This window comes from Hyphomicrobium sp. (assembly GCF_003987855.1).
Taxonomy (GTDB): domain Bacteria; phylum Pseudomonadota; class Alphaproteobacteria; order Rhizobiales; family Hyphomicrobiaceae; genus Hyphomicrobium_B.
Genome location: NZ_RXIZ01000016.1, coordinates 22,976 through 36,148 on the forward strand (window position 1 = coordinate 22,976; position 13,173 = coordinate 36,148).

Consider the following 13,173-nt stretch of genomic DNA (forward strand, 5'->3'; position numbering starts at 1 on the left):
CCTCAGGCTTGAGAACCAACCCAGTCCCTTGGTTTGTTTACGTAAAAAGGTTGGGCAGTTTCACGCCCAACCTTTTTCATTGCCCACCAGGCAGTCTCAAGCCGTGCTCAGCCAGGAGCCGTAGTAGCCTTCAATCTTTTGCTGCAGTCCGGTTTCCCAGGGTGCGCCGGAGTTTTCAATGGTCGGACCGTCCATCAGGGCGTCCTTGGGAATACCAACAACATAGCCGCCGGCTTCAGGAACATACTTCAGGGCAAGCCATGGCAGGGGATGATACTTCTTGCCAATCCCGAGCACGCCGCCAAACGACATGATCGCATAAGCGACCCGGCCAGTGCGCTTCTCGAGCATGACGTCGTAAATCTCGCCAAGGGAATTCCCCGACGGATCTACAACGGGCGTGCCTTGCACCTTTCCCGCGGAAATAAGTGTGATGCTCTCGTCAGGTGTGTCCATGCATTGTCCTTCAATTCAGAAGAATAAAGCGGGAAGGCGCGAAGCCTTCCCGCTCGGCTTTACGATTTGAAGAAGGTGTAGTCAGGGAGAGCCTTCAACGAATCCTTGGTTCCGTCGGTCATCACCTTCAGGCTGCTGCCATCACGGCTGACCTTCAGAGCGCTAAAGGGCATCGAGACATATTTATCGCCAATGCCAAGGAAGCCGCCGACGCTCAGGACAACCTCGTCCAACGAGCCATCAGCTTTGAGAATGATGTCTTCAATGCTGCCGATATTTTCGTTGGCGCTATTGTAAACCTTCGACCCCACCAACTTGCTGGTGCGATATTCGTCCGCCGCTTGGGCATTGTCGGCGGCGAAGGCCGGAATTGTCAGAGACGTAGCGGCTGCCGCTAGAATGCAGGAGCCCGCAAGGATGTGTGTCGTAAGTCGTTTCATCTTTTTACCTCCACCAGAGTGATGCACACAAAGGTCTGGCGGCAGACATTGGTTCCCGCATCGAAGCTGTGAGGTGTTAACCGGGTAAGTTTCTGAGAGCGGAACCATTTTCATCAGCGAACCGTTCGCCGCTAAAAGGACATCGCCGATGAAACCAATCTTGATAATTGCCTCGTTGATAATGTCGGCTCAAGCCGGCAGTGCCTTCGCCCAATCGACGGCGAACCCATCCAATACGAGTGGCTCGAACCAATCCACGACGAGCGGCAACAGCGCTTTGCCTGAGAGCATGCGCATTCAGCAGAGCGTTACGGAGCAAAACGCTGCTGACAGCGCCAACGGAACACTTTCTCGCGCATCGCGCCCCTCTGGGGGCGGAGGGGCCGGCGCATCCATGGAGAATAATCGTCTCGATCCATCGGCGCCCAGCCCGCACCGCCTGCAGATCGATGACGGAGCAAGCGCGGCCGTTCGCAACCCAGATGTGGATACGGTCCATCCGGGCTACACCGGAGGTTCTTACAACACGATCGTCCGGGGCGCGCCGTCAACAAGTGGCGTGAATACCGTATCGTCCACCGGGGCAAGCGGCCTGTCTGGCCGAGCAGGGTCGTCGAGTGGAATGAGTGGCGGCGGTCTTGGCGGTGGTTCAGCAGCAGGGGGCTCTAGTGGAGCCAGCGGCGGATCATCAGGCGGTGGCAGGTGAATTAAGTGAGACGAGCAGCGGCTGCATCAAGCGGCCGCTGCTCGTGCCCAGTCACCGGTCAGTTCTTTCCAAGCGCTTCCAAAAGCAACACCAATCGCGAAGGAAGTTCGTCCCAGTTCTGATCGAACATCTCTCGGAGATGCGGTCGCGCCTTTTCGGCAAAGCGCTCGCCCCAATACTCATCACACATCTGAATTCCCCGTCTTAAGTTCGACACCAGAAGAATTCATCGAGGACTCGCAGGTTCCAGGAAACACGCCGGATATATTTCCGCTTATGCCGCTAGCTTTTTAAGAGAATTTCAAATGATTCCGCGGTTGCCTGCGGGCCAAATTCAGGCGACCTCGCCAATGACTCCAAACAGACGGAGCGCGATAGGCGTCATCTCTGCCGGCTCGAGGTCTGATCGTGCCGTCGCGAGTGAAAGAACTATCGTCGCGAGCATCTCACGGCGCTGTGGTCGATCCCCACGAGGAATGGTCGGCGCGACGGTGGCCCAAGCGTCATCAAACACCTGTTGGACGCGGGCAAAATCCTCAGGCGTGAAAGCACCGCGCTGAAGGATACGTATTGCGCGCATTTCACCCTCCGGGTTTCAGAACGCCCGGAATTTGAGAAACTGCACCCCACGACGTCTGTCCGATACCTGACAGACCTACTACATTTTCTGCGGGAGGAACCGCTCGTAAGCGGTCCGAACCATCGCATAACATTCACACGACGCGGCCTCGAGCCCCTCGCGATTCAGGACTTCGATGGTCCCGCGCCGGTAGGAGACCAGTCCGGCCTCCTGGAGCGCTCCGGCCGCCAGTGTTACCGACTGCCGGCGTACGCCCAGCATTTCGGCGAGGATTTCTTGAGTCATGACGAGTTTTTGCCGTCCCGAGCGGTCCTGCATCTGTAGAAGCCACCTCGCGAGGCGCTCGTTCAGGCCGTGGCGACCGTTGCAGGCGCCGGAAACTAGAATTTGATAAATGTATGCCTGAAGATAATTCGTAAGCACCTCTTTGAACGAGGGGAGTTCGGTCATCAACCTTTTTAAATCGGGCAATCGAAGTGCCAGCGCCTCGCCTTCGGATTGAACGAGTTGCACCGCGAGTTCGTGTTCGCCGCCGCTGATGATGCCAATGCCCGTACATCCCTCATTTCCAACCGTCGCCATCTCGATTGTTCGCCCGTCGCGATAGCGCGCGATCGTGGACACGACACCTCGAAGCGGAAAGTAAACGAATTTGGGAACGGTTTGAGCTTCGATCAGCACATCTCCAAGGCTTAATGGGACCTCATCGCAGCTGTCTATGATGGTTTGTCGATCCGCCGCATCCAATGCCCCAAGCAATTGTGAAGTCATTATTCCTTAGTCATCCTCCGTTGCGCGTTGGCGTTCGGGCCAATTCTGAAAGTTGGTGCTAGAAAAACCGATCGGAGATGATCTCTCCCGTGTAGGATAACCCCATCGGCACTATCCTGGTTTCCGACTAAAGGGGTGCAATCGTGCACGATCACCTTCCCGACGACAGAAGGCGGTGTACGATGTTCCTCGCGGCGGGCGTCAAATTCTCATTACGTGAGCAACTTCTGGGTTGGAGCGGCGTTGCTGCGCGATAGCAGCGTACGGAAAAATTTGCCGGATCCCCGGGGAGAGTGCCTTGAAATTGTTCGAATGCCAGAATTGCGGGCAGGTTCTATTTTTTGAGAACACGCATTGTGAACAGTGCGGTCTGAAGGTCGGATATTACGCTCATAAGGAAACGATGACGTCGGTTAAGCCCGATGGCTCGAACTGGATTGCGCTAGCTGATCCCAATGCCCGTTACCGCTTTTGTGCAAACTGGGAACTGCAAGCATGCAATTGGCTGGTCGAGGACGGTTCCGAGGACCCATATTGCGCGGCCTGTCAGCACAATCGCACGGTGCCCGACTTGGCAGATCCCGCCAATGTTCCCCGGTGGCAACGGATCGAAGAAGCGAAGCGTCGCTTGATGTATACACTGCTGAAGCTCCGCTTACCGGTACCGACGCGCGCTAGCGACGACCCGGAGCCCTTGCTGTTTGATTTTCTAGCGGCCGCGCCCCAGGCGAAAGTGTTGACCGGGCATGACAACGGGATCATCACCATCTCCCTTCCGGAGGCTGATGACGTTGAACGCGAAAAGCTTCGGGCGCACCTGCATGAGCCCTATCGCACGTTGCTTGGACACTTTCGACATGAGGTCGGTCATTACTATTGGGACCGTTTAGTTCGCGATGGCGGCAAGATCGATGAGTTTCGTCAAGTTTTTGGCGACGAGACGCTCGACTACAACGCTGCGCTGCAGGCTCATTATCAAAACGGTGCGCCCGCCAATTGGCAGGAAAACTTCGTCAGCGCCTACGCCACCATGCATCCATGGGAAGACTTTGCGGAAACCTGGGCGCATTACCTCCACATCATCGATACGCTTGAAATGGCGCACACATTCAATCTCAAGGTTTCGCCGCGATTGAAGTCGACCGAGGGTCTCAGCGCGACAGCGGACCGGGATCCTTATACGATCGACGATTTGGCCGCCTTGATGGCTGAATGGATTCCGGTGACCTTCGCGGTCAACAGTCTGAACCGGAGCATGGGGCAGCCGGATCTATATCCGTTCGTTCTCTCGCCGGCTGCGATTGAGAAACTCGGCTTCATTCACCGGTTGGTCCGGAATTCTGCTCCAGCCGGGAAGCGACCGTCGGAAACGCGGCAGCCCTTGCTCAAGAGATTGTTCGCCAAGGGGTGAGCAGAGTTTGCGCAAAAGCGCTTAGCCGAATACGCGAGCTGCGATCGCCTTTGCGACGAGGTGGGGTTTGATATCTTGCACCGCGCTTGATGTCTTCCCGGAGAAAATGAACTGGAGCAAAGGTGCTTTCGTCCGTTCGGTGACTTCGAGCTCCAGGCCGAAGCCGCTTTGCGTCGATCGTCTGATATGTGCGTCGAACGTTAGCCCAGCAAAGCTCACGCGCACGGGACTTCCTAGCGGAAGTGGCGGGGTCCCGAGCAAATGCATGCCGCTCGCCGACAGGTCGGATGCTTCGAAATTGAGAACCCGGGAGCCGCAGGTGATTTTAACGGGAATGCGTATGTCAAAACGTTGCCCGATGCGCCGTTGCCGTTGCTCTGCACAGACGTAACAACACAGCGTCAGCACGATCATATTGTACCAACTCCAGAAGAGCGCGACGGCGCTGGATTCTGCGAGCGGGCGCGAGGGATTGAGGAAGAATGCGGTCGCGATCCCCAATATCGTCAAAGCCAGCAGCGTTCCGAAAATCCGGAGCAACGGCCATTGCACGAACTGTTTGCTGCGGTCGCCGCCCTTAGCTGTGACCTTGAATTTCTGCCCCTTCGGGCGAAAGAGCCCTGTGGCGACGGCCTTCAGAACCTCGGTCGAACAGAGCATCTGGTAGATGTCGGTCATCAATGGAAGAACGCGACCCTCAGTCAGCCAAATGAAAATGACCGTTTGAGCCACGAGGAACGGTGCCAAATACCATATGGCGTCGATCACGTTGGTATGGACGGCTTCGATGTCCATGAGGAGATAGAGCACTGGTACGATCACGCCAAGCAGGCGGAATAGATGCGTGGCAGACCAATGCAAGAATGTCTCGCAAAGCATAATGCGGTCGACAATCGGCAAGTTGTTCTTGAAGTTTAGGGGCCCGCTTGAGCTCCGGCAAATTTGCACGAAGCCTAACGCCCAACGGCTGCGTTGGCCGCTGTATTCTGCCAGGCCTTCGGGTGCGAGCCCCAAAGATAGAACTTCATTCAGGTAGATCGTTCGGAAACCCTTCTCGCGAAGGCGCAGAGAGACGAGATAGTCTTCGGTCACCGAGTCCGTCGGGAATCCTCCGACGCTTTGCAGCGCGCTAAATCGGATGAGGGAAGACGTGCCGCAGCAGAAGGCAGCGTCCCAGGCGTCTTTCGATGCCATGACGATATCGAAGAAAAAGCGCTGCTCGTCGGGCCAGACGCGAGTCAGGGCGAGATTGCTCTGAACGGGATCAGGGTTGAAGAAATGCTGCGGCGTTTGAACGACGCCGATATCGCGCTCCATCGCCAGCGAAACAGTTCTTGTCAAAAATTCGGGAAGCGGAACGAAGTCGGCATCCAGGATGGCCACGAAATCTGGCTTGTCATCAAGTGCCGCGAGCTTTTTCAGAGCTGCATTGATATTGCCTGCCTTCGCATGAGAATTGTCGCTCCGCGTGAGATATCCGACGTGGTATTTCTCACATAGCGCTTTCAGCCATGCACGCCTCCCGTCGTCGCAAACCCATATACGGAAGTTGGGGTAGTTAAGCCCTTGCGCTCCTATAATCGTGCGCTCGAGTATGCTTTCGTCTTCATTATAAGTGCAGATCAGAACATCGACGCGCGGCAGAGCCGGCAGGGCGAGCAATCGCTTTACATTGCGATCGGCATCGGCAGACCTGTTTCGGGTTCGCGTGAGAAACAACTGCGAGATTGTGGCGCCGACCATTGTCAGGGCTTCGACGGCGGTGAAGATCACGCCCGTCGCGAAATTGATAGGATGGTCAGCCGAAGGCACCGTATCGAAAATTCGCCATGTCATGTAGCGCCAGCCGAGCGCTATGCCGATGAGGATAGCAGCGGCCCGAATGGCGGTGTTGTTGCGGTTGACCCAAGGTAGGACCGCAGATCCCAGAAGTGCGATCACAATCGATGGCAGCAGAGCATCGAAGTAGCTCATTCCCGATGCCGATGTCATGATCGGATTCCTATCGGGACGCGTTTTCGGTCGTGGGCGTGCTCGTGTCAAACTTGACCAAGCCAGAGCGCCCGACGCGACAGTCAAACCCCTTTGTCAGCTCCGGGAACTTCAACGTGACGTGATAGGGCTCGCGCGACAAGGCGCTGGCCTGGACCGCGGTATTCGAATTAACAGCGGATAAGCCGTTGAGGCTGACGACTGTGCCTTTCAGCTCGGGGCCGCCGTCGCGCGGGATGAAGGTCGCTGCTTGGCCAATCGAAAGTCTCTCGTAGGCCGTCTGACTGACGCTTGCGGTGACGAAGGCACTCCCGCAGTCGATGAGCTTGACGAGATCCTGACCGATATTCACGTGTTCGCCCGGCGCGGTCAGCATTTCCCAAACGCGTCCATTGACGGTGGAGCGAATGTCTGTGTCCGTGAGCGCCTTCTGGCGTGCTGTCTCCTTAGCAATCGCGGCCTCGGTGGTGGCGAGTTCCGTACGGCTACCTGCAAGCCGCGCTTCGACGTCGGACAGTTCAAGTGAGGTTTGCATCTTGCGCTGCGCAGATTGTGGCGTGTCGTTATAGCTGTCGCCGACGAAGGTTCCTTTCTTCGCGGCTTCAAGTTCGACGAGGATGCCCTTCCTACGTTCGATCTGGGCGCGGATGGCGCTCTGTGCGACGCGGGCTTCGCCCTGGGCCTTATCTAGGAAGGCCTGGCTTACGGCATCCGTTTTCCGCAGGGAGTCGGCGCGCTTTAAGGCGTCGGCAGCTACAGAATATTGAGCCTCCGCGGCGGCGATATCCGCATCCACTTCGCGCGTTCTCTGATCAATTTGCTGGATACGTCCCAGGCGGAAGCGTTCCTGCTGTGTGTCGAGTTCCTTGAGATTGCTCTCGAGAAGCTGTTTCTTAGCCTCGAGGGCAGAGATGTTTGTGACGAGCTGCCCACGCTGTTGAGTGAGCGCAGCGAGCGCCGAAGCGTCGGCTCGCGGATTGTTGATGGTCAGAATGCTTTGGTCCCGATCGAAGGGCGTGCCGATGTCGGTGCCCCCATGCTTCATGGTGACTTCGCCTTCGATCGGCGCACGCAGCGTTACGATGCGTGCGTTGACTACGGCTTCCGCGCTTGTGGTTGCGAGAAGTCGCTGCACCGGAACCCAACCGAGTGCGGTGGCCAGTGCAATCGCAATGCAGGATTTGACCACAGTTCCCGGCTTCAGAGCCTGGCGCGGCGCCAGGATTGGAGCCGAATCGAGGGGAGGCTCAGACTGCGCAGGCACATCTTCCGGAGCCCGCGCCTTCGTCCATTCGCCGAGCGCGGATTCAAGATACGCAAGTTGAGCCGTTGCCCTGAACTCCTGGTCCTTTGCTTCTTCGGTCGCATGGTCAGCACTTTTCGAAGAAGCAGGATCGGGTTGGACGATTTTTGCGTCTCGCCCGGAGGACGGTTGATACTTTAGTGAACTGGTAGACATCGCGACCCGCGCCTCTGCAAAACCAGTGCGCAGGTTAATTCCAATAGATAAATTAAGCTCTCATATTGTCTAAATGAGGAATTAAAAGCCAATTGAAATATGGACACAATTACGCGAGACAAACCGTTAATTGATCTTCCCAGCCAATTGTGGAGATCCGAGAGCTAGCTGGCATTCCCCGGGAGCGCTTCGGGAGTTTGCCGGTTGCCGAATGCAACGGCCGCGTTGGAGATACGTGCGCCTTCCTTGTTTCTTCCTCCAAGTTGTTGCCCGTGATGGGTGAGAGTTGGAATTCCTCCCGCAATCATCGGGAATTGTTCCCGATATTTCGATTGTCGTTGCTACAATGCAACGGGAGATAATGGATTGATATCGTCGGGAAAAAGTCATGCCCGACCGCGGATTGACCGTCCTTTCCAAAGTCCTTTTTGCTTGCGCGGGGAAAATGGTCCGAATCGAGACCAGCGTTTTGTGTTGCTGTTTGGGATGGCCCTCGAATTAGCAGCGCGCGAATAAAGGGGATCGGGGGAATGAAGCGTAAGCTATTGGCTTCGGCGGCGGCGGTGGCACTTTTCGCGGCGCTGGGCGCGACAGAAGTGAGCGCGCAAAGTGCGACCGGCAACAGCACGGAAACGCCACCCGCGAATCCTCCGGCGGCAACTTCGCCTCCGAGCGGCAATACATCGCCTCAGGGAAGCGGTCAGAACCTTCCTGAAGTTCAGGTCATCCAGCAAAAGCCGAAGCCGCAGGCGACCCCAGTGAAGCGCGCAAGCAAGCCGAAGCCTCCCGCAGCGGCGACGGCAGTTGCGGCACCGTCGGCTGTTGCTCCCGAGGGGGCAGAGGGAACGGTGCAGGGAGCTCAGTTCGCAGAGCCGGCGGAAAGCAACACCGTGAAGATGTCGCCGATCGGCGGCTCAATTCCCGTGGAGAAGGTCCCGGGCAGCGTTTATCAAATGAACTCGGCCGACCTGAACAGAACCGATCAGGTCATCCTGCAAGACGCGCTGGTCACCCAAATTCCAGGCGTGATCATCAACGATCTGCAAGGCAACCAATTTCAGACGAACATTCAGTTCCGCGGCTTCGAAGCCTCCCCTGTGAATGGCGTGCCGCAGGGTCTTGCCGTCTATCAGAACGGCGTGCGCATCAACGAGTCGTTCGGTGATATCGTCAACTGGGACTTCCTGCCGTCGAACGCGATCAACAACGTCGCGGTCGTTGTCGGCAATCCGGTGTTCGGTCTGAACGCTCTCGGCGGAGCGGTCGTTGTCGATATGAAGGACGGGTTCAACTTCCAAGGTTGGGACGTCGACACGACCTTTGGTTCGTTCGGACGCAAGCAGGTTTCGACCGAAGCCGGCTATCGCAGCGGCAATTGGGCAGCATACGGCGCCTTCGAAGCCATCAATGACGACGGCTTCCGCGACTTCTCGGATGCCGAGGTTCGCCGCGGCTATTTCGACCTGGGTGTGAAGGGCGATAACGCAGAGTTCCACTTCAACTTCACAGGCGCCGACAACCATGTTGGTGTCACGGCGGCGGCCCCCGAGCAGCTGCTCGACATCAGTCGCAGTCTGACGTTCACATCGCCGCAGACGACCGACAACACGATGCAAATGTACTCGGTGAACGGCAAGGTGAGGGCGACGGATACGCTGACGTTTTCCGGCGTCACCTACTACCGTCACTTCAATCAGAAGCATGACGACGGCAACCTGTTCGACGATCCTAACAACTGCGGCGGAAATCTCTGTTCCGGAGATGATGAGGTCGTCAATGCGGCGACGGGCGCGACTATCCCGTTCAACGGTGACGTCGCTTATGCCTCGATCGATAAGACGTCACAAAACGCCGACACGGCTGGCTTGTCTTTGCAGGCTCAAGAAAATTCGCGGCTATTCGGTCATACCAACCAGTTCATCGCCGGCGTGAGTTACGATCACGGTCGCGTCGGCTATACGGCGCAGAGCGAACTTGGTTTCATGCAGCCGCGGTTCGTGGTTGCGGGGCAGGGCATCACGCTCGGCGGCTCGGATGATTTCAATCCGCGTTCGCTGACGACGACGAACGATTACTTCGGCGCCTATTTCACCGACACGTTCGATATCACTGAAGCTTTGGCCTTGACGGTCGGCGGCCGCTACAACTATGCGCGGATCCAAATCCAAAATACAGGCGACCCGGCAAACGACGATCTCAACGGTACAAACAAGTACAACCGCTTCAATCCGTCTGCGGGCTTGACCTACAAATTCGGTCCGGCGCTGAATTGGTATGGCGGTTATTCGGAAGCGAACCGCGCGCCGACGGCTGCAGAGCTTGCCTGCGCAGATCCGGAAAATCCGTGCCTGATCGAAAGCTTCTTGACCGCCGATCCGCCGTTGAAGCAGGTCGTCTCGCACACCTGGGAAACGGGCTTCCGCGGAACGATCAAGAATTGGCAGTCGAAGTCGCAATGGGACTGGGGGGTGGGTCTATTCCGCACGCTCAACACCGACGATATTTTCGACGCAGCTTCGACCGACGTAGGCCACGGATATTTCCAGAACGTCGGCAAGACACTGCGCCAGGGTGTCGAAGCAAACCTGTCTTACCGTTCGCAACGGCTCTTTGCGTACACCAACTACACCTACACAGACGCAACGTTTGACACCGATGCCATCTTTCCGTCGCCCAATCACCCGGGCAACGGCACGGTCGAATGCGGCGACGCCGGTGGTGGCGGAGACGACGGCGGTCCGGGCAAGTGCTTCCTTGTTCGCAAGGGCGATCGTCTGCCGGGCATTCCCGCGCATACGTTCAAGGCCGGGATCGACTATTGGATGACGACGAAGTGGAAGGTGGGTGCCGATCTCGTGGCTGCAAGCAATCAGATCTTCTTCGGAGATGAAGCCAACCTCGACCGTCCGCTACCTGGCTATGCCAAGGTCAACCTGCACACGTCCTACGACGTTACAGATCACGTCCAGATCTACGGCCTGTTCGAAAACCTGTTCGACAAGAATTATTCTGTCTACGGCACGTATTTCAGCGTCGACGACGCAAACGACCTTTCGGACGTGACAGGCGTTACGTTCAACGAAAACAATCCGCGGACCGTCGTGCCAGCGATCCCGTTTGCCGCTTATGGCGGCGTGAAAGTGAAATTCTAGCCTGCTCTCTACTCTACTACCTCATCCCGAAACTCGAAGCGGCGGACACCCCTATGTCCGCCGCATTCTTTTTGGTTCTTTGGAATGCCGACGGTAGCGCCGGATTGGATCGTGCCGCTGACGGAACGAAGGTCAGAACCGGCCGTCAGCCATGTGGAACACGGTCACGCAAATGGCGACCGTAAGAAGAAAAATCAACGAAATTGCGATCTTGTCCATGTCGAGAACCTCCCCAGATGTTTGTGCGTTCTGAATACACGATTGGCGTGGTTGGGAGAAGAACGGACACGCACCATCCATCCCGTAGGAGGGCAGGGCAACGAGGCAAGGCTGGCGGTCTAAGACATACGGCTGATCTGCCCTCGTTCATTACCGCGCCATCCGGAATCTGCATGATCAGGTGACGGAAATGTAATTGACCCCCTATGTCCATTTCCGCGCCGATTTCCTACATGAACGGCGTTGCATAAGGATCTGCCATCGGCAGAGGCGTTTAGCGGAGGCGAGAGCCCATGAACCGGGAAGAACAGCAGCTTATCGAAGACTTGTTTGCACGCCTCCGCAACTACGGCGGGTCGGGCGATAAAGACCCGGATGCGGAGCGGCTGATCGGTGACCTGATCCGTCGGTCGCCGGACGCTCCCTACTATCTGGCGCAAACGGTCATCATTCAACAGCAGGCACTTGAGCGTGCCGAAGCTCGCATGCGCGAATTAGAAGAGGCCGCGGCGTCCAGGCAGTCGCAATATGCGCCGCGCGGCGGCAGCTTTCTTTCGGGTGGATCGGTACCCTCGGAGGGTGGTGGCCGCTATGCCTCGCCGCCGCAACGCGGGCCAGACCCGGCAGATGGGCCGCCGAACAGTCCGTGGTCTTCGCCTGGCCGGATGGGCGGCGGTAGCGGCGGTTTTCTGTCCTCGGCGCTTTCAACCGCAGCAGGCGTCGCTGGTGGCGTCTTCCTGGCGGATGGGATCCGCAGCCTGTTCGGTGGCCACAGTGCGTCCGCCGCATCCGGATCAAGCGTCAATGACCAGTCGACTATCGACAGTCTTCAGGACCAGCTGCAGGACGCGCGCGATGACGACGATCAGGCGCGCAAGGACCTCGCAGCCGACGATGAGGAGCTGGATCGGGCGCAGGATGCGCAGGACGACGATGACGGGTCCTGGACCGACGACGACAGCATGGACGTCTAAGCTGCGCGTATCCCTCCAATAGAGGTCTACGGCGACACCCGCGCGAAGCGGTGTGTTGCCGTTTCTCTATGTGCTGTCCGCTCCCGTAGTGGATGTTCATTTGTTCGGCTGGCCTCGCGCATCAGCCCATTCGGGAGGTTGGGTGAACCTTGCCAAAACGTCACGTCATTCGCTGCTTGTCGGTCGGAACTCTCCGGCAGAGGGCATGTTGGCCATTTAGTCGGCGAGGCGGTGCTAAAGCGGCCAGTAGCGTCGATGGTTGCCCCAAACTCGAGGCAGACAGCAACACGAGCGAAAGGTGATTGATCATGGGTCAAGACGGCACGGCAAAGCGCGGCTTCGCGTCGATGGACCAGGCTAGACAGCGCGAGATCGCCCAAAAGGGCGGGGCGAGCGTTCCTGCCAGCGAGCGAAGTTTTTCGCGCAACCATGAGCTGGCGGCGGCGGCTGGTCGTAAGGGCGGGCAGGAGAGTGGTGGGAACTTCCGGCACAATCCGCAACGCGCCGCGGAGGCCGGACGCAAGGGCGGCCAAAATTGATCTTCAACCTAGCCGGGGCATCAACCCAGGGCGTCCCCATTCGCCTGATCAACCCGGCTGATTACCGGCGGTAAGCCACTTCGGATTGAACCAACGATCGGCGGGCCCGTCATAGGGTAGTCGCGTCACGTCCCAATGACTGACGTACTTGGCGTAGACGTCCCACACGGGTGGGCCGCCGCCAATGAATACAACGCGGCCTGCATATTGTTTCAACGTCGCTTCTGGATCCATGTGTGAGCGCAGCACCACCAGTGTTCGATCGCGACGCGCGAACTCAGGCACGGCTCCGATCGTTTTCGGTCCGGCCATGAGTACGTGGCCGCGCGTGATATCGAAAAAGCGGGCCACATCTGCGACGTATTCCGGATTGCTATTGCCTTCCCACGGCAGCTGACCATGCAGCCCCAGCTGGCCAGATTGGCCGATCGCACAGATCACGCGAACAACCGTTTCCTGCATGCTTCCCCCAAT

The 13,173-nt window shown here is 57.6% G+C and carries 13 protein-coding genes; 5 read left to right on the forward strand and 8 right to left on the reverse strand.

The window, feature by feature from the left end; genetic code table 11:
- Window positions 1-96: 96 nt before the first annotated feature.
- Both EKK30_RS15990 and EKK30_RS15995 read right to left on the reverse strand, forming a co-directional pair.
- Window positions 97-456, reverse strand: a complete 360-nt coding sequence (locus EKK30_RS15990; RefSeq protein WP_290986558.1) for a PRC-barrel domain-containing protein — start codon at window positions 454-456, stop codon at window positions 97-99.
- Between the two features lie 59 nt (window positions 457-515).
- On the reverse strand, window positions 516-896 hold the full coding sequence (locus tag EKK30_RS15995; protein WP_290986559.1) for a PRC-barrel domain-containing protein: 381 nt from the start codon (window positions 894-896) through the stop codon (window positions 516-518).
- 394 nt (window positions 897-1,290) lie between these two features.
- On the opposite strand from EKK30_RS15995, the gene EKK30_RS16000 reads away from it, so the two are divergent.
- Entirely contained in the window at window positions 1,291-1,602 is a 312-nt protein-coding gene (locus tag EKK30_RS16000; RefSeq protein ID WP_290986560.1) for a hypothetical protein, read from the forward strand.
- 58 nt (window positions 1,603-1,660) lie between these two features.
- On the opposite strand, the gene EKK30_RS16005 is transcribed toward EKK30_RS16000, so the two are convergent.
- The 3 genes from EKK30_RS16005 to EKK30_RS16015 all read right to left on the reverse strand — a co-directional run bounded on the left by EKK30_RS16005 (window position 1,661) and on the right by EKK30_RS16015 (window position 2,953).
- Complete coding sequence (locus EKK30_RS16005) at window positions 1,661-1,792, reverse strand: hypothetical protein (protein WP_290986561.1); 132 nt, start codon at window positions 1,790-1,792, stop codon at window positions 1,661-1,663.
- 144 nt (window positions 1,793-1,936) lie between these two features.
- Entirely contained in the window at window positions 1,937-2,182 is a 246-nt protein-coding gene (locus tag EKK30_RS16010; RefSeq protein ID WP_290986562.1) for a hypothetical protein, read from the reverse strand.
- A gap of 78 nt (window positions 2,183-2,260) precedes the next feature.
- Complete coding sequence (locus EKK30_RS16015) at window positions 2,261-2,953, reverse strand: Crp/Fnr family transcriptional regulator (RefSeq protein ID WP_290986563.1); 693 nt, start codon at window positions 2,951-2,953, stop codon at window positions 2,261-2,263.
- Between the two features lie 298 nt (window positions 2,954-3,251).
- Between EKK30_RS16015 and EKK30_RS16020 the strand changes: the two genes are divergently transcribed.
- Complete coding sequence (locus EKK30_RS16020; protein ID WP_290986564.1) at window positions 3,252-4,364, forward strand: putative zinc-binding peptidase; 1,113 nt, start codon at window positions 3,252-3,254, stop codon at window positions 4,362-4,364.
- A 21-nt stretch (window positions 4,365-4,385) separates the two neighbouring features.
- Here EKK30_RS16020 and EKK30_RS16025 read toward each other — a convergent pair whose 3' ends face one another.
- Both EKK30_RS16025 and EKK30_RS16030 read right to left on the reverse strand, forming a co-directional pair.
- The gene (locus EKK30_RS16025; RefSeq protein WP_290986565.1) at window positions 4,386-6,356 is read right to left on the reverse strand and encodes a glycosyltransferase; all 1,971 of its coding nucleotides are present in this window, start codon (window positions 6,354-6,356) and stop codon (window positions 4,386-4,388) included.
- 10 nt (window positions 6,357-6,366) lie between these two features.
- Entirely contained in the window at window positions 6,367-7,815 is a 1,449-nt protein-coding gene (locus EKK30_RS16030; RefSeq protein ID WP_290986566.1) for an HlyD family efflux transporter periplasmic adaptor subunit, read from the reverse strand.
- Between the two features lie 530 nt (window positions 7,816-8,345).
- Here EKK30_RS16030 and EKK30_RS16035 point away from each other — a divergent pair.
- The 3 genes from EKK30_RS16035 to EKK30_RS16045 all read left to right on the forward strand — a co-directional run bounded on the left by EKK30_RS16035 (window position 8,346) and on the right by EKK30_RS16045 (window position 12,699).
- Entirely contained in the window at window positions 8,346-10,967 is a 2,622-nt protein-coding gene (locus EKK30_RS16035) for a TonB-dependent receptor (protein WP_290986567.1), read from the forward strand.
- Window positions 10,968-11,479: 512 nt separating this feature from the next.
- Window positions 11,480-12,160 carry a DUF2076 domain-containing protein gene (locus tag EKK30_RS16040; protein WP_290986568.1) on the forward strand — a complete coding sequence of 227 codons (681 nt, stop codon included), beginning with the start codon at window positions 11,480-11,482 and terminating at the stop codon, window positions 12,158-12,160.
- Window positions 12,161-12,468: 308 nt separating this feature from the next.
- Entirely contained in the window at window positions 12,469-12,699 is a 231-nt protein-coding gene (locus EKK30_RS16045) for a general stress protein (protein WP_290986569.1), read from the forward strand.
- A gap of 48 nt (window positions 12,700-12,747) precedes the next feature.
- Here the strand turns inward: EKK30_RS16045 and EKK30_RS16050 are convergent, their stop codons facing one another.
- Window positions 12,748-13,161, reverse strand: coding sequence for a diacylglycerol kinase (locus EKK30_RS16050; protein WP_290986570.1), 414 nt, complete (start codon window positions 13,159-13,161; stop codon window positions 12,748-12,750).
- Between the last annotated feature and the right edge of the window lie 12 nt (window positions 13,162-13,173).